17 protein-coding genes are annotated in these 14,836 nt (G+C 69.6%); 9 read left to right on the forward strand and 8 right to left on the reverse strand.

The annotated features are described in order from the left end of the window. Window positions 1-14 precede the first annotated feature (14 nt). Together ACQP1V_RS32150 and ACQP1V_RS32155 are read left to right on the forward strand one after the other, a co-directional pair. Entirely contained in the window at window positions 15-1,469 is a 1,455-nt protein-coding gene (locus tag ACQP1V_RS32150) for an alpha/beta hydrolase (RefSeq protein ID WP_433413786.1), read from the forward strand. Window positions 1,470-1,583: 114 nt separating this feature from the next. Then, window positions 1,584-3,632, forward strand: coding sequence for a sensor histidine kinase (locus tag ACQP1V_RS32155; protein ID WP_433413788.1), 2,049 nt, complete (start codon window positions 1,584-1,586; stop codon window positions 3,630-3,632). On the opposite strand, the gene ACQP1V_RS32160 is transcribed toward ACQP1V_RS32155, so the two are convergent. The 5 genes from ACQP1V_RS32160 to ACQP1V_RS32180 are packed head-to-tail and all read right to left on the reverse strand — an operon-like array spanning window position 3,629 to window position 6,843. After that, the gene (locus tag ACQP1V_RS32160) at window positions 3,629-4,000 is read right to left on the reverse strand and encodes a DoxX family protein (protein ID WP_433413789.1); all 372 of its coding nucleotides are present in this window, start codon (window positions 3,998-4,000) and stop codon (window positions 3,629-3,631) included. The genes ACQP1V_RS32155 and ACQP1V_RS32160 overlap by 4 nt on opposite strands. Before the next feature lie 31 nt (window positions 4,001-4,031). After that, a complete protein-coding gene (locus tag ACQP1V_RS32165; protein WP_387410086.1) occupies window positions 4,032-4,829 on the reverse strand; it encodes an ABC transporter permease in 798 nt (265 codons plus the stop codon). Continuing rightward, entirely contained in the window at window positions 4,826-5,590 is a 765-nt protein-coding gene (locus tag ACQP1V_RS32170; protein ID WP_433413791.1) for an ABC transporter permease, read from the reverse strand. Before ACQP1V_RS32170 ends, ACQP1V_RS32165 begins: the two co-directional genes overlap by 4 nt. Beyond that, a complete protein-coding gene (locus ACQP1V_RS32175; RefSeq protein WP_433413793.1) occupies window positions 5,583-6,497 on the reverse strand; it encodes an ATP-binding cassette domain-containing protein in 915 nt (304 codons plus the stop codon). Before ACQP1V_RS32175 ends, ACQP1V_RS32170 begins: the two co-directional genes overlap by 8 nt. A 55-nt stretch (window positions 6,498-6,552) precedes the next feature. Beyond that, window positions 6,553-6,843, reverse strand: coding sequence for an antibiotic biosynthesis monooxygenase (locus tag ACQP1V_RS32180; RefSeq protein WP_067143765.1), 291 nt, complete (start codon window positions 6,841-6,843; stop codon window positions 6,553-6,555). Between the two features lie 61 nt (window positions 6,844-6,904). Here ACQP1V_RS32180 and ACQP1V_RS32185 point away from each other — a divergent pair, with 61 nt between their 5' ends. Further along, window positions 6,905-7,549: a TetR/AcrR family transcriptional regulator gene (locus tag ACQP1V_RS32185; protein WP_433413796.1), complete on the forward strand. Its 645-nt coding sequence runs from the start codon at window positions 6,905-6,907 to the stop codon at window positions 7,547-7,549. After that, window positions 7,549-8,016, forward strand: coding sequence for an SAM-dependent methyltransferase (locus ACQP1V_RS32190; RefSeq protein WP_387410093.1), 468 nt, complete (start codon window positions 7,549-7,551; stop codon window positions 8,014-8,016). The genes ACQP1V_RS32185 and ACQP1V_RS32190 overlap by 1 nt, the downstream gene beginning before the upstream one ends. A gap of 65 nt (window positions 8,017-8,081) precedes the next feature. Here the strand turns inward: ACQP1V_RS32190 and ACQP1V_RS32195 are convergent, their stop codons facing one another. Together ACQP1V_RS32195 and ACQP1V_RS32200 are read right to left on the reverse strand one after the other, a co-directional pair. Continuing rightward, complete coding sequence (locus ACQP1V_RS32195; protein WP_433413798.1) at window positions 8,082-8,360, reverse strand: hypothetical protein; 279 nt, start codon at window positions 8,358-8,360, stop codon at window positions 8,082-8,084. A gap of 106 nt (window positions 8,361-8,466) precedes the next feature. Next, complete coding sequence (locus ACQP1V_RS32200; RefSeq protein WP_433413800.1) at window positions 8,467-9,708, reverse strand: hypothetical protein; 1,242 nt, start codon at window positions 9,706-9,708, stop codon at window positions 8,467-8,469. 73 nt (window positions 9,709-9,781) lie between these two features. On the opposite strand from ACQP1V_RS32200, the gene ACQP1V_RS32205 reads away from it, so the two are divergent. The 5 genes from ACQP1V_RS32205 to ACQP1V_RS32225 all read left to right on the forward strand — a co-directional run bounded on the left by ACQP1V_RS32205 (window position 9,782) and on the right by ACQP1V_RS32225 (window position 13,909). Then, window positions 9,782-10,684, forward strand: coding sequence for a LysR family transcriptional regulator (locus tag ACQP1V_RS32205; RefSeq protein ID WP_433413802.1), 903 nt, complete (start codon window positions 9,782-9,784; stop codon window positions 10,682-10,684). 106 nt (window positions 10,685-10,790) lie between these two features. Continuing rightward, entirely contained in the window at window positions 10,791-11,963 is a 1,173-nt protein-coding gene (locus tag ACQP1V_RS32210; protein ID WP_433413804.1) for a glutathione-independent formaldehyde dehydrogenase, read from the forward strand. A gap of 76 nt (window positions 11,964-12,039) precedes the next feature. Beyond that, window positions 12,040-12,231 (forward strand): DUF397 domain-containing protein, encoded by a 192-nt coding sequence (locus ACQP1V_RS32215; RefSeq protein ID WP_433413806.1) that lies wholly within the window; start codon window positions 12,040-12,042, stop codon window positions 12,229-12,231. A gap of 7 nt (window positions 12,232-12,238) precedes the next feature. Next, a complete protein-coding gene (locus ACQP1V_RS32220; RefSeq protein WP_433413808.1) occupies window positions 12,239-13,096 on the forward strand; it encodes a class I SAM-dependent methyltransferase in 858 nt (285 codons plus the stop codon). A gap of 261 nt (window positions 13,097-13,357) precedes the next feature. Then, window positions 13,358-13,909, forward strand: a complete 552-nt coding sequence (locus ACQP1V_RS32225; protein WP_433413810.1) for a hypothetical protein — start codon at window positions 13,358-13,360, stop codon at window positions 13,907-13,909. A 56-nt stretch (window positions 13,910-13,965) separates the two neighbouring features. Here ACQP1V_RS32225 and ACQP1V_RS32230 read toward each other — a convergent pair whose 3' ends face one another. Further along, on the reverse strand, window positions 13,966-14,826 hold the full coding sequence (locus ACQP1V_RS32230) for a haloalkane dehalogenase (RefSeq protein ID WP_433413812.1): 861 nt from the start codon (window positions 14,824-14,826) through the stop codon (window positions 13,966-13,968). Between the last annotated feature and the right edge of the window lie 10 nt (window positions 14,827-14,836).

Below are 14,836 nucleotides of genomic sequence, written 5' to 3' on the forward strand. Positions count from 1 at the left end.
CCGAAAGGATCCTGATGAAAACCCCCGCCCTCTTGTCCGCAGCCGCCCTGACGACCGCACTGCTCGCGGCCCCGGCGCACGCCGCCGTCACGCAGTGGGGCGCCTGCCTGCCCGGCGAGGGCATCGATCCCCGGCAGGAGTGCACGACGATCGAGGTGCCGATGGACTACTCCGCCCCCGGCGGTCCGTCGGTCACGCTGGCGGTGTCGAGGATCAAGACGGCTCGCCCCGAGGTCCGCCGTGGCGTGTTGCTGATCATCCCGGGCGGTCCCGGCAGCCCGGGGTTGAACCGTCCGAGCACCCTGGTCAAGAAGCTTCCCCAGGAAGTGCTTGACCGCTACGACATCATCGGGTTCGACCCGCGTGGCGTGGGAAAGAGCTCACCCGTCTCCTGTGGGCTCGCGCCCGCCGACCTCTCCCTCACGCGGCTCAAGCCGTACCCCGACGCAGCCGGCGGCATCACCGAGAACGCGGCGTGGTCGCGCCGGATCGCCGAGGCCTGCGCCCGCAACGGCGGGCCGCTGATCCGGCACATCAGCACCCGCAACCACGCCAGGGACATCGACCGGATCCGCGTGGCGCTCGGCGAGGACAAGATCTCCTACTGGGGCGTCTCGTACGGCACCTACGCGGGCGCCGTCCACGCCACGATGTTCCCCGGCACCACCGATCGAGTGGTCCTCGACAGCAATGACGACCCCGATCCGCACAAGGTGTCGCGCCAGTGGCTGGCCAACTACGCCATCGGTGTGGAGGACAGCTTCCCCGACTTCGGAGCCTGGGCGGCGGCGCGCGACAGCGACTACGGCCTCGGTGCCGACGCGGCCGCCGTGCGCCGGACCTTCCTCGATCTCGCCGCCCGGCTGGACCGCGAGCCGCTGGCGTGGCCGGGCGCCAAGCCGGAGCAGCAGTTGACCGGCAACCTCCTGAGGGAGACCCTGCTCAACGCGCTCTACTCCACGGCCAATTACCCGATGCTGGCCGGGCTCATGAAAGCCGCGCTGAACCGCGCCGAGCTGCCCACTCCGAACCAGCCGGAGGAGGCCGCTCTCCAGAACACCGCCGCGCACGCCGGTGCCACGATGTGCAACGACATTGAATGGCCGAACTCGATCGCCCGGCACGAGCAGCAGGTCAAGCGCAACCGGGTCGTCTACCCGCTGACCGCGGGCATGCCGGTCAATCTCGGGCCGTGCGCGTACTGGCCGTTCAAGCCTGCGGAGAAAGCCACCCGGATCAGCTCGCGCGGCCCGGCCAACGTCCTGCTGATCCAGAATCTGCGCGATCCGTCCACGCCTTACAGCGGGGCACTGAAGATGCGCGAGGCGTTCGGGCAGCGGGCTCGCATGGTCGCCGTCAACTCCGGCGGTCACGGCGTCTACCTCGCCAACGGCAACGCCTGCGGCGACCGGACCGTCACCGACTTCCTCGTCACCGGCCACCTGCCCGCGCGCGACCGGAAGTGCTGATGACTCGGCCATGACACACGCCGGCTCGGTTCGGGCGGAAACCACGGCACCAATGTGAGGAATATCGCCCCCATGTGGTGACATAGCGATCCGTCATGATTCTGGGGGGTCGCTGTGTCGCGTCGTGCACGCTGGATCGTCGTCGCCGTGCTCGCCGGATTCTCCAGCATCTACGCGTTAGCCACCCCCTATGGCGTCCTTCTGGCGGCCCCGATGTTCGCCATGCAGCTGCCGTACGTTCTGCGGCTCTCCCGTCCCGCTCGTCTCCTTCCCGCCCAGGCCGTGATCGCCTACGCCGCCACGGCCTGGCTGGACGTGCCGGTTGGCCTGCTCGGCTTCCTCGGCGGCTCGCTGCTGCTGACACGGCTGTGGCCGCTGGCGATTCCCGTCGCGGTGAGCGCCGCGATCATCGATCGTGAATCATTCGACTCCACGATCTCCATGATCCTCATCTCGCTGATCATCTATGGTCTGACGCGGCTCATCGAGCAGGTCGACGAGGTGCAGGCCACCAGGCGCGCCCTGGCCGCCACAGCGGTGTCGGAGGAACGGCTGCGCATCGCCGCCCAGCTCAACGACGGTCTTGGCCGGGCCCTGGCAGGAATCACCCAGGGGTTGTCGGCCGAGGATCCCAGCCGCGAGTCCATCGCCGAGGTTGTCGGCACCGCGCGCCTGGCCCTGGCCGAGGCCAGGTCAGCGGCCTCCGGCTACCGCGCCACCTCGCTGGCGCCCGAGATCACCACGGCTCGGGCGATGCTGAGCGCCGCCGGCGTCCCCGTCGAGGTCCAGATCGGCCACACCGAACCGCTCGGCCCCCCGGGGGCGCTGCTCGCGGCGGTGTTGCGGGAGTCGGTGACCCAGGTCGTACGGCACGGCGGCGCCACCTTCTGCGCCATCGAGACCCGCGTCCTCGCCCATGAGGTACGGCTCCGCGTGACGAACGACGGCGTGCCCAACGCCGGCGAGGAACTCCTCGGCGACCTGCCCGCCCGGCTCGCGGAGGCAGGCGGCACCCTCACCACCAGCCTGTCACCCCAGGGCCACCACATCGTCGAGGCCATGCTCCCGCAGCTGGCCGAAGAGAGCGCCACCCTGTACGACACGGAGCACGCCTACGCTCTGTCGATCAGCCTCCTGACCGCGATCCTCGTGGGCTTCAGCGCCAAGGCACTGCTCCAGGCCCCCTCCAACCTCCTCGTCCCCGGCCTCGTCCTGCTGGCGGCGATCGTCTTCATGCACCTGAGCTTGTTCAGGGGACGGCACACGGTGGGACTGCTGGTCATGGCGGCGCTGGCGTACGCGCCGATAGCGTTGTTCGGCCGGGCCTGGCTGGGTATCGCCGGGTTCCTGGCCGGGCCACTGCTGCTCACCTTCCCGTGGGCATGGGGGCTGTCCCTGGTGGCGGCGGAGATGGCCAGCGTGGCGGTGATCGGCTTCCTGCTCAGGCTGCCGGTGCCCGTCGTGGTCAACTACACGGTGAGCACGCTGGTGACGGGGCTGGTCATCTACAGCCTGAGCAGGCTCGCCCAGGTAGTGAAGGAGTTGCGGGAGGCCAAGGAGGAGCTGGCCAGGACCGCGGTCGTCGAAGAGCGGCTGCGCGCCGCCCGCGACCTGCACGACCTGCTCGGGCACAGCCTGGCGGCAATCTTGCTGAAGTGCGAGCTGGCCAGGCGGCTCGACGCTCCGCGGGCGCGCGTGGAGCTCGCCGAGGCTCTGGAGATGGCCGAGGGGGCCAAGGCTGACCTGCGCGCCGTGTCCGGTGGACAGCTGGAGTTGGAGCTCGTCGCCGAGGCGGAGTCCGCGCGCTCCGTGCTGACGGCCGCGGGGATCGAGGTGTCGTTGTCGCTCGGGCATGAGGCGCTCGCCTCCGACGCCGAGACCGTGCTGAGCGCGGTGCTGCGTGAGGCGGTCACCAACGTGCTCAGGCACAGCTCCGCACGGCACTGCGCGATCGCGACGGTGACGGAGGCGAAGGGGATACGGCTGCGCGTCCGCAATGACGGGGTGGCCTCGGTGAAGGGGCGTCCTGGTTCGGCGGGGGTGGGGAATCTGACCACCCGGCTCGAGACCCTGGGCGGGCGGCTCGCCACCTCGCACGGGGAAGGGCGGTTCGAGCTGACCGCCTGGGCACCGTACGAGGTCGCCGCGGTGGGCAGCCGTTAGAAGGCGTTCGGGCCGAAGCGGCCCCAGGCGATGAGGACGGCCAGCGCGAGCAGCACCGCGTTGACGGCGACGGCCGCCGGCTCCTTTCGGCGGACGTGGGTGACGGCGGCGCCGAGCATGGTGATCGCCAGACCGACGGCGGCCAGCGGGGTGAGGATCAGGGCGATGCCCGTGGCGGCGGGCAGGATCAGACCGAGGGCGCCGAGAAGTTCGACCACGCCGATCAGGCGGATCCGGGCCGGGGTGAAGTCCTCCACCCAGGGCAGCATGGGGCGCAGTCTCTCCTTGGGCAGGGTGGAATGCATGACCCCGGCCAGGCCGAAGACGGCGGCCAGGACGGCCTGCGCCACCCACAAGAACACATTCACGTCGGTTGCTCTCTTCCTTCAGGTTCTTGGCCTAGTAGCGGCCGAGGGTGCCGCGGTGCCGGGCGAGGTGTTCGAGCCGGTTGAACAGGATGACCCCGGCGGCGGTGATGAGCAGCGGCTGGGCCAGCAGCCAGCCGAGACCCCAGCCGGTGGGGAGTGCGGCCAGGGAGTGCCCGCCGAGCAGGATGTCGCGCATCGCCTCGATGCCCGGCGCGATGGGGACGACCAGCCGGCTGAGGAAGGCGATCGGGTCGGGCAGGGCGGCCAGCGGGACCAGGGTGCCGCCGGCGATGGCGTAGAGGGCCACGGACAGCTGGGTGATGATCTCGATGCGTTTGAACACCAGGGTCAGCCCGCACAGGATCAGCGCCAGCCCGCAGGTGCCCAGCACGATGGCGGCCAGCGGTACGATCACCTGCGCGTCGAAGGGCAGTTGCCCGCCCTGGATGCTGATGGCGACCGCGCCGGTGGTCAGGACGGCCAGCGCGGTGGGTACGGCCGCGATCACGGCGGCGACCTGCCGGCCGAGGATGCTCGCGGCCGAAGGCAGCGGGGTCAGGTAGGTCTGTTCCAGCACGCCGGACTGGATGTCGCCCAGGTAGCTCCAGAACACCCGGTTGACCTGCTCATGGATGAAGGTCAGCGCCACCATGCCGAGCAGCACCGGCAGCAGCAGGTCCGCACGCAGCTGCCCGCGTCCCATGAACAGCACGATGAGCAGGTAGAACAGCGGAAACGTGATCATCTCCATGAGGACCTCACGCCATCCGGCGAGCAGGTTGAGCAGGCCCTTGCGGACTTCGGCGGCCAATCCGCGGGCGAAGGTCATGACGACTCCAGGGCTCGGCGGTGGTTGCGGACGAACAGCAGGCCGGCGACGGCGGTGAGCGCGAGGGTGTGGGCCAGTAGCCAGGGCAGGGTGCCGCCGCTCCAGAGCTGTGTCAGGGTTCGGCTCTCGAACAGCGCCTGAGCGAGCGCCTCGATGCCCAGCGTGGTGGGCAGGACTCTGGCCGCTCCGGCGAGCCAGTCCGGATACAGGTTCAGCGGCAGGAACGAGCCGTTGAGCAGGAGCACCAGCGACGTGAACAGCGACTGCAGGGCGCCGATCATCGGGGAGACCAGGGCGAGGCCGGCCAGCAGGAAGGTGAAGGCCAGCGCGTTGATCCCCAGGAGCGCGGCGGGCAGGAGCGCGGCCCAGCGGAAGGGGATGGTGATCCCGGCCGCCAGCATCGGGACGAGGGCGGCGACGGCGGCCACGGCCAGTCCGAAGATCGAGGCGGTGATCAGCCGGCCGAGCATCGGCAGCCACGGCGGCGCCGGGCTCATCTGGGATTGGGCGAAGGTGCCGGCGCGTTTCTCCTCGATGAGGTCGGCCACCATCACCAGGCCGGCGTACTGCAGGAACCAGTAGCCGCCGATGGCGACCAGGGTTTGCGGCAGCAGGTCCTGACGCAGTTCGCCCTGGCCCAGGACGAACTGCAGGCCGAGGTACATCATGGTGCTGATCAACAGCGTGATCACATGTCCGACCGGGTGAGCGAGCTGAACCCGCAGGCCTTTGCCGATCTCCGCTCGCAAGACCTCACGCATGGGACGGCTCGTTCACCAGAGCGAGGAACACATCCTCCAGATCGGGCTGCACCTGCGTCAGCGACTCCAGCACAACTCCCTGTGCGCGCAGCCGCACAACCACCTCATACACCTCGCTCGGATCGCTCACCCGCACACTGATCGTGGTGACGCCCTCCCGGGTGACGGCGTCGAAGCCGGGCGGCGCCGCTCCCTCGACGCGGATCTCGTACCGGTCGCGTTCCCGGAAGCGCGCCAGCAGTTCCCGCGTGGGCAGGTCGGCCACGAGCCTCCCTTGGCGCATGACGGCCACCCGGTCGCACAGTTCTTCGGCCACATCCAGCTGGTGGGTGGTGAGCAGGATGGTGGTGCCGAGCTCGCGGGCCTGCTCGGCGATCCAGTTCTTGACGGTGCGGGTGGCCTCGACGTCCAGGCCGAGGGTCGGCTCGTCCAGCAGCACGATCGGCGGATCGGCGATCAGCGCGACGGCGATCGCGACCTTCTGCTGCATGCCCCGGGAGAAGCCGCCCACCTTGTCGTGGCGGCGCTCCCACAGGCCCAGATCCGTCAGGAGATCCTGGGCGCGCTCGGCGACCCGGGCCTTGCGCATGCCCTTGAGCCGGCCGAAGTACATCAGGTTCTGCCAGGCCGACAAGCTCCAGTAGACGTTACGCGAGCCCTCCAGCACGGCGCCGAACTGCGCCATCGCGGCCGAGCGCTGCCGGGTCACGTCGAAGCCGCCCAGCCGGACCTGACCGGAGGTGGGGGTCAGCAGGCCGGCCAGCATCTTGATGGTGGTGGTCTTGCCGGCCCCGTTGGGGCCCAGAAAGCCGAAGACCGATCCGGCGGGGACGGTCAGCGACACCTCGTCGACCGCCCGGACCTGAGCCGAGCCGTACACCTTGGTCAACGCGTCGATTTCGATCATGTCATGTCCTTGAATCGGGGATCCCGGCCCCGGGTTCCGGGGCCGGGACAGGCGGTCAGATCTCGGCCAGGACCTCGATGTCCTCCGCCGTGACGTCGCGGACCACCTCGAACGCCGCGACGGCGGCGGGGGTGCCGGGCGCGGACTGGCGTGCCGCCTGGAGGCTGGCGGCCGAATCCCAGCGCCAGACGCCGACCCACGTCTCGTCGTTCAGCCGGCCGAGGCGTGCCTCGGTGAGGCCGGGCAGGGTGGCTCTGATCGCGGTGACCAGGGCGGCGTGCCGGGCCTGAACCTGCTCGGCGTCGGCGGGATCGGCCTGGAAGCGAGTGACGCTGATGACCGGCATTAGCTGGACCTTCTCTCTAGAGTTGACTTCTATTGAACAAATCTAGAGATAGACTCTAGCCATGAGCGATGTCAAGCGGCCGAACAAACGAGCACAGAAAGCCGGGGAGACGCGTCGGCGCATCCTCGCGGCGGCACTGGAACTGTTCGTGCAGGACGGATACGGCGCCACGAACCTGCAGGACGTCGCGGACAAGGCCGGCGTGGCGGTGCAGACGATCTATTTCGTCTTCGGCAACAAGCGCGCCCTGCTCAAGGAACTGGTCGACGTCACGATCGCCGGAGATGACGAGCCGGTGGCCACGATGGACCGGCCGTGGTACACCACCGCACTGGCCGCCGGCACCGCCCCGGACATGCTGCGCGCCTACGTCGCGGGCACGACCTCGGTCCTGGAGCGGGTCGCGCCGATCGGCAAGGTGCTGGACGGGGCGTGCGCGAGCGACCCCGAGGTCGCCGCGCTGTGGCCCCACGACATCGATCCCCGGTACGTCGTCCAGCAGGGCGCGGCCAAGGCGCTTGTCGGCAAACCCGGGGCGCGAGCCGAGATGTCCGTGGAGGAGGCCGCCGACCTGCTGTACGGCCTGCTCAGCCCCGAGCTGTATCTGCTGTTCGTCCGCGAGCGGGGGTGGACACGCGAGCGGTGGGAGCGATGGGCCGGCGACACCCTCTGCGCCCAGCTCTGCTCCATGCGAGGTGACTCATGATGGACGACGCCATCCTGAGCCCCGTCGCCCGCGTCCTCGGCGGGCGGCCGGAGATGTACGAGGACAACTGGTACGACGTCAAGGCCGTCATCCGGCTGGAGGACCGCTTCGAGCCGTCGGCCCTGCAGGGCTTGCAGGAGTTCTCCCACCTGGAGATCGTCTTCCGGTTCGACCGGATCGACGAGGCGGACGTGCAGAGCCGCCCCCGGCCGCCGCGCAAGAATCCCGACGGCCCGCTCGTGGGTGTCTTCGCGCACCGCGGGCCGTACCGGCCCAACCGGCTCGGTGTCTCGGTGTGCCGGCTGCTGGCCGTCGATGGCCGCGACCTGCATGTGGCCGACCTGGACGCGCTGGAGGGCACCCCTGTGCTGGACATCAAGCCCTATCTGGTCGAGTTCGCGCCCACCGACCCGGTCCGGCAACCGGCATGGGCCACCCGTCTCATGCGCGAGTACTACAAGGCTTGATCAGGCCTGGCGGCGGCTGCGGTAAGCGGCGGTCTTCGCCGCCGCGCTCGTTCGCTACCGCGGCCTCATCTATGAGACGACGTCTCAGATTCCGAAGCGAGAGGTCGCCCGGCCAGGTGAGCCGCCTCGTCACCGGACGGCAGGTCGCGCATCTTCCGCAGGGGTGAGAACAGCAGCCACAACGGTCCCAGCAGGCCCGCCAGCGCCGCGACGAAGGTGAAGACCAACAGCGACCGGGCCTGGCCGATCCAACGGGCCATGCGCGTGGCCATCAGTGCGCCGACTACAGCGCCGATGCCGCTGAGCGAGAAGAGCAGGCAGCCGACCCACAGGCGAGAGGCCATGGCCGCCCATCGAGGAACGTGCTCCCCCGCGTCGACCCGGCTCCCGCCGACCACGTGAGCCAGGTACTTGAGACGGTCCTGCTCGGCGGCCAGAACGCCTGAGCGATCACACGGTCATGCTGTCTCGATCCACCGGCCGGCTGATGGAGTCGTCTCGCGCCCGGGGAGCGGGTACTGGGATCATCCACGGTCCGGCGAGGAGCGCGACGGCGACTTGTGCGACACCGGCGACGACCAGCGTCGGCCCCGCGCCGGCCAGTCCGATGATCGCTCCGCCGCCGAGCAGGCCGAGTGACACTGCCCCGTCGTGCACCAGGCTCTCGGCGGCGAAGGCCGCTCGCCGTTCCGCGCCGTCGGTCCGAACGGTGATCAGCCGGTTCATCGCTCCGATGCCAAGCGGCATGGCGAAGCCGCCGACTGCGGCCAGGCAAGCGATCAGCGTGAGCGACGAGGTCACCGCGGGCAGGGCGGCGAAGGCCATCCCGAGGACGATCCATCCGGTGGCCATGGTGCCCAGTGACGGCAGTCGGGGGACGACCGTCGGCGCCATGAGCGCGCCGATGAGGGAGCCCACTCCGTACCCGGTCATGCCGGCCGAGATGAGCAGCCCGGGCCGGCCGGTCTCGGCGCCGAGGATCGCCAGCCCGAGGGTGAAAGCGAACCAGACGAGGCCGCCGACGCCGGACATGGTCACGGCGCGGCGTACCTCCGGGTGACGGGCCAGTACGTGCCGGAGGGCCGGCGCGTCCGTCACCTCGCCGCCGGCGGTGGCCGTCGCATCGCCTCTTACTGTCAGCAGTACGGCCGCGCCGAGGCCGACGCCCGCCGCCTCCGCCCAGAGCAGCTCGAACGGACCGCTGACGCTGATCGCCCACCCGGCCAGCGGCGGCGCCAGGATCATCGTGCTCCGGTGGGCGAAGTCCTGCCAGGCGAGCATCCGGGCGGCGACGCCGGAACCCAGACCGTCGCAGATGTCGGCGAGTAGTGCCCGCTGGGCCGGTGCGCTGACGGCGGTGGCGCAGCCGGTGATCAGCCCGGCAGCGGCCAGGTGGATCGGGCCGACGGTGCCGAGGGCGGCGCCGATCGGGACGACGAGCAACCCCACCACCTGGACGGCGAGCACGCCGGCGAGAGCGCGGCCGGTCGTCAGTCGTTGTCGTAGTCCCCGGGCCCACCACGCCGATGTGAGCATGGGCAGCCCGACAGCCCCGCCGACCAACCCGGTGGCCCAGGCGGATCCGGTCTCGGCGAGAGCGACGAGAGGGAGCGCCACGGCGGTCGTGCGCTGTCCCATCCAGGTCAGGAACGTTGTGATCAGCATGGCGGCGATATCGCGGCGAGCGGTCATGGAGCCAATCCTGAAATCAGGTGGGATTCCCGGGTAGGTCGCGGATTGCCCTGTCGGCTCATAACGTGGACTTATGAGGTCATTACCCACGGTCGAGGATCTGCGGCTCGTCGAGGCGCTCGCCCGGCACGGCTCGCTCGGCGCGGCCGGGCGGGAACTGCTCATCAGTCAGCCGGCCGCGAGCAATCGGCTGGCCGCGCTGGAGCGGCGGATCGGCGAACGACTCTTCGACCGGGACACGACCGGAGCACGACCGACGCCGGCCGGGCGGGCGCTCGCCGCGGAGGCGGCCCACGTCCTCGAGCACTTGGAGGCGATCTTCGATCGGACCCGGGCGGCGGCGCGCGCGGGCACCCTCACCGTCGGCACGTTCGGCAGCCTCGCCCCGTGGCTGTTTCCGGCGTTGGAGGGACTACTGGGCGACGTGACGGTGCACCAGGTCACCGACCACGGCGATCGGCTGGTCGAGTGGGTCGGCGAGGGTTCATTGGACGTGGCCTTCGTCGCGATCGCCGATCAGATGCGGTTGCCCAGTACGGTCGGGGCGTTGCCCGTGGCCCGCGATCGGCTCGCCGTCCTCATCCCACCGGGCGTGCCGCTCGGCTCCGGGCGCAAGCCGTTCGCCGGGCTCGATGTGGTCGCGTACACCTACGACGCGTCCACCGCCACGCTGCACCGGCGGCTCTCGGAGCTGGGCGCCCGGCCCCGTACGGCGGCCACGGCGGAAACGGCCGTACGGATGGGCCGCCTGCTTCGCTGCCCGATCGTCCTGCCCCGCGGGATGGGCATCTCGTACGCCGAGCGGGAGGAGCAGGTCTCGACGGTGGCCGTTCCGGGCAGGCTCACCCTCTTCATGGTGACCCGTCGCCCTACCCCGCCTCAGTTGATGGCGGCCGCCGACCGCCTGTCGGCTCGCATGGGCCTGGAGCCCGCGTTGGAGTCACCTGTTGACGCCCAAGAGTGGGTACAGCGGTGAGTGACACCCAAGGGAGCGTCACCACGGATGCCGGGGATCGGCGTGCGACGCGACCACCAGGGGAAACGGTGGAGGTTCGGATGACGACAACCGGTGAGGGGCCGGCATGAAGGCGGTCGTCTTCGCCGGCACCCGCTCCGTCGCGGTCGAGGACGTCCCCGACGCGGTGCTGGAGGAACCCGAAGACGTCGTCGTCAGGGTCACCTCGAGCGCGATCTGCGGGACCGATCTGCACATGTACGACGGGCGCACAGGAGCCACCCGAGGGCTGGTCCTGGGGCACGAGCCTCTCGGGATCGTCGAGCGGGCCGGTTCGGCGGTCGAGATGGTCAAGCCCGGGGACCGGGTGGTGATCCCGACCCATGTGTATTGCGGGGTGTGCGTCAACTGCGCGCGGGGGCTGTCCGCCGCCTGCCTGCGAGTGCGCCCCGGCGGCTTCGGCGCGGCCTACGGCTACGCGGGCATGGGTCCGTACCGCGGCGCGCAGGCCGAGCTGCTGAGGGTGCCCTTCGCTGACGCCAACTGCGTCCCGGTGCCCGGGGAACCGGGCGACGCCCATGAAGACGATCTGGTGTTGCTGGCCGACGCGTTCGTGACGGGCTGGCACGCGACCGTGTTGGGCGAGGTGACCGCGGGCGCGACGGTCGCGGTGTTCGGCGCGGGGACCATCGGCCTGCTCGCGGCTTACAGTTCCCTGCTGAAGGGTGCCGCCGAGGTCTACGTCGTCGACGCGGTACCCGAACGGCTGGACAAGGCCGGCGAAATCGGTGCCGTTCCCGTCGACTACCGGCAGGGGGATCCGGTCGACCAGATTCGCGAGCTACGCCGGGCCGGCGGCCTGGCGCCCGGCGAGACGGCGATGAGCGGGGTCCAGGTGGGCATCGACGCGGTGGGATTCCAGGCCCACGACCGCCTGACCCCCGGAGCGGAGAACCCGACGCAGGTCGTTTCCGATCTCGCCAGGCTGATCAACCCGACCGGGCATCTGGGCATCATCGGTGTCTACGCCGAGAAGGACCTGCACCCGGCCCCCGAGGGGCACGCCGACGGCCGCCTGACGGCGCCGTGGGCGACCTTCTTCTCCAAGGGGGTTTCGGCGAGGTTCGGCCGCACGCATGATCGTCGCTACACGGTGTTGCTGCGTGATCTCGTGTTGTCCGGCCGGGCCCGTCCCAGCGTGGTGGTCACCCATCACGGCAGGCTCGATGACGCGCCCGGCTTGTACCGGGCCTTCGACCAGCGCGCCGACGGAGTCATCAAGGCCGTCCTGCGGCCGTGACAGCGGCCTCGTAGTTGCGCGCGAGCGGTACTCCGGCAGAAATTCGTCACGCTCCGGCGGGAATGGCGGCTAACGTGTGAAGGTCGCCGGGAACCTTCCGGACATCGTCGCGATCCGTGACTGCAAGAGTCCCGAGCTGCTTTTCCGTCCTGCCGAGTGGCGAGCCTCCATCAGTGGCGTCAAGGACGGCGATTCGACCGAACACCTGAATCAGAAACTGCCGACGGTGGCCATGTCCGCCTTACGGCTTCGCCATTTCGTGGAGTGAACCCAACGTGATTGATGGATGGCAGTGGGACGGTTCCCTCTTCAAGGGCGCTTCCGCCTATTACGAGCGCGGGCGTCTTCCGTACGCTCCGGGCTTCGTCGAGACCCTGGCCAAGGTTCTCGGCCTGGACGGTGGCGGGAGGCTCCTCGATGTCGGCTGCGGTCCGGGGATCGTGTCCCTTGCGCTGGCACCGCTCTTCGCCGAGGTGGTCGGCCTCGACCCGGACCAGGACATGCTGACCGAGGCGGAGCGGCAGGCGGCGCGCCGCGGGGTGCCGAACGCACGCTGGGTGGCCGCCCGTGCCGAAGATTTGCCCGCCGGTCTGGGTGAGTTCCGGGCCGTGCTGTTCGCCCAGTCGTTCCACTGGATGGACCGGGATCGGGTCGCCGCGACCGTGCTTTCGATGCTGGAGCCCGGCGGCGCGTTCATCCATATGAGCGAACTCAAGGACCAGTTCGGGGAGTCAATCCAGCAGCCGCGACCGGTCTCGCATCCGGTTCCGCCGTACGACGAGATCCGTGAACTGGTGCGGCGGTATCTCGGCCCGGTCCGCCGTGCGGGCCAGGGAACACTTCCCAATGGCACGCCGGGCAGGGAGGACCTGGTCCTCGCGCGGGCAGGATTCGAGAACTTCCAACGGCACACTGTTCCGGCCGGACAGCTGGTCGAACGATCCGTGGACGACGTCATAGCGTGGGTTTTCTCTCGATCCGACTCCGCCCCACACCTTTTCGGAGAAAGGCTGGCGGATTTCGAACAGGACCTGCGGGCACTCTTGCAGGAAGCATCACCCGACAAAGGCTTCGCCGAGCATCTTCCGGCGACCGCGATCATGACATGGCGCAAACCGCAGGGTGACCGCTGACGACGGAGCGCGCCCCGCACGAGACAGCAGCGGACCACCGGCATCCGCCGTTGATCCGCTGCGGCAGATGTTCGCAGGCGCGGTGCTGCCGGCCCGTTCCGAAGTTGAGGCCGGAATGGTACGGACATCAAGCCAGGTGTCCGTCCCTGGCAGGTTCGTGCAGGAGGGCACACAGGTGGGGTCCGCCACCGGATCCCGGGAACCCCCTGCCGGCCACGGCCGGGCGCCGGGACGGCGCGTTTCTTGTCGGCCGGCGCTGTTATGGTCGCCGCCATGGCTAACCGCTCCTACCTTTACTCCGCGGACTCGCTGCCCAGCGTGGAAGACATTCCGAAGCCGGTCCGGTGCATCTCTGAGCACAATTGGAGCATCCCGCTCGCGCACAAGTTGCTGGTCGGGCGTGAGACGGCCGTCGTTCCGTCCATGATCTGGAACCCGCGCATCGGCATCGCCGCGGATTTCGCCGGTGGCGCGAGCCTGCTCGGCGACCTCCTGCGGGTGGTGGGCCAGGGGCTCGCGGACCGTGACTTCACCGCATGCGTTGACAAGACCATGGCCCACCTGGACAAGCAGCGGGGAAAGTTCTTTCTGCTGGAGACAGGGGAGATCATCTCGCTCGGCGGCAATGATCCCGAGCAGGAGGTACGCGATCTGGTCGCCCACGACATCCCCACCGCCGTGGCCCAGGCCGAAGCGGCGCTCGCCGGCGAAAACGATGAGTGGCTCGCGTCCGTACGGGCCGACTGGCAGGACCACTTCGGGTCCTTTTACAACGAGTGGCTTTACTTCTCCTTCCCGGTCGACCAAGCCTGATCGGCGCATAACCGCACCCTGCCGCAGCCGTCCAGGCGCCGCGGCGGGCCGGTAGATCAACGGAGCCGGTGTTTGTCCGCCCAGTCGGCGACGGCCGACGCGATGGCCTGGGGCTGATCCTCCGGAGTGTGGTGACCGGCGATCGCCTCATATCGTGAGATCTCAATGCCGGCGATGTTGTCCGCGCACCACTCGATCAGCTCGGGGCCCATCATGGTGCCGGGGCCGGGCCGGAAGGTGACCAGCAGCTTCGGCACCTCGGCGCTGGTGGCCAGCCACTGGTCGTAGGCCTCGACTCTGGCGACGACGTCGGCGGGGTCCCCGCCCAGCGGCATCGACCGCGGCCACTGCAGCAGCGGCAGGCGGCTTTCCCTGGTGGGGTACGGCCGGCGGTACGCCGCGAAGTCCTCCTCGGTGAGCGGCTTGGCGACAGTGCCAGGCAGGGCCTGCTCGATGAAGGCGTTCTCGTCGAGGATCATGGCCTCCCCCACGCCGTCGGCCTTGATCGCCTGGAACATCTGACGACCGCCCTCGGGGAACTCCTCCCAGGACATCGGCTTGACGATGGTCTCGGTGAAGGCGATGCCACGCACCCGGCCGGGGTGACGGGCGGCCCAGTCGAAGGCCAGGGCGCCTCCCCAGTCGTGGCCGATGAGCACCACGTCGTCGAGTTCGAGGGCGCCGAACCAGGCGTCCAGGTAGCGGGCATGGTCGGCGAAGGTGTAGTCGATGGCGGGTTTCCCCGACTCCCCCATGCCGATCAGGTCGGGAGCCAGACGCCGGCCTGAGCCGACGGCGGGCAGGACATGCCGCCACAGGTGGGAGGAGGTCGGGTTGCCGTGCAGGAAGACCATCGGCGTCCCGGCGCCGAGCTCTCGATAGAACATCGTGGAGTCGAGCACATGCTGGACAGGCATAACGAAAATC

Source organism: Microtetraspora malaysiensis (genome assembly GCF_050947145.1).
Lineage (GTDB): Bacteria > Actinomycetota > Actinomycetes > Streptosporangiales > Streptosporangiaceae > Microtetraspora_A > Microtetraspora_A malaysiensis.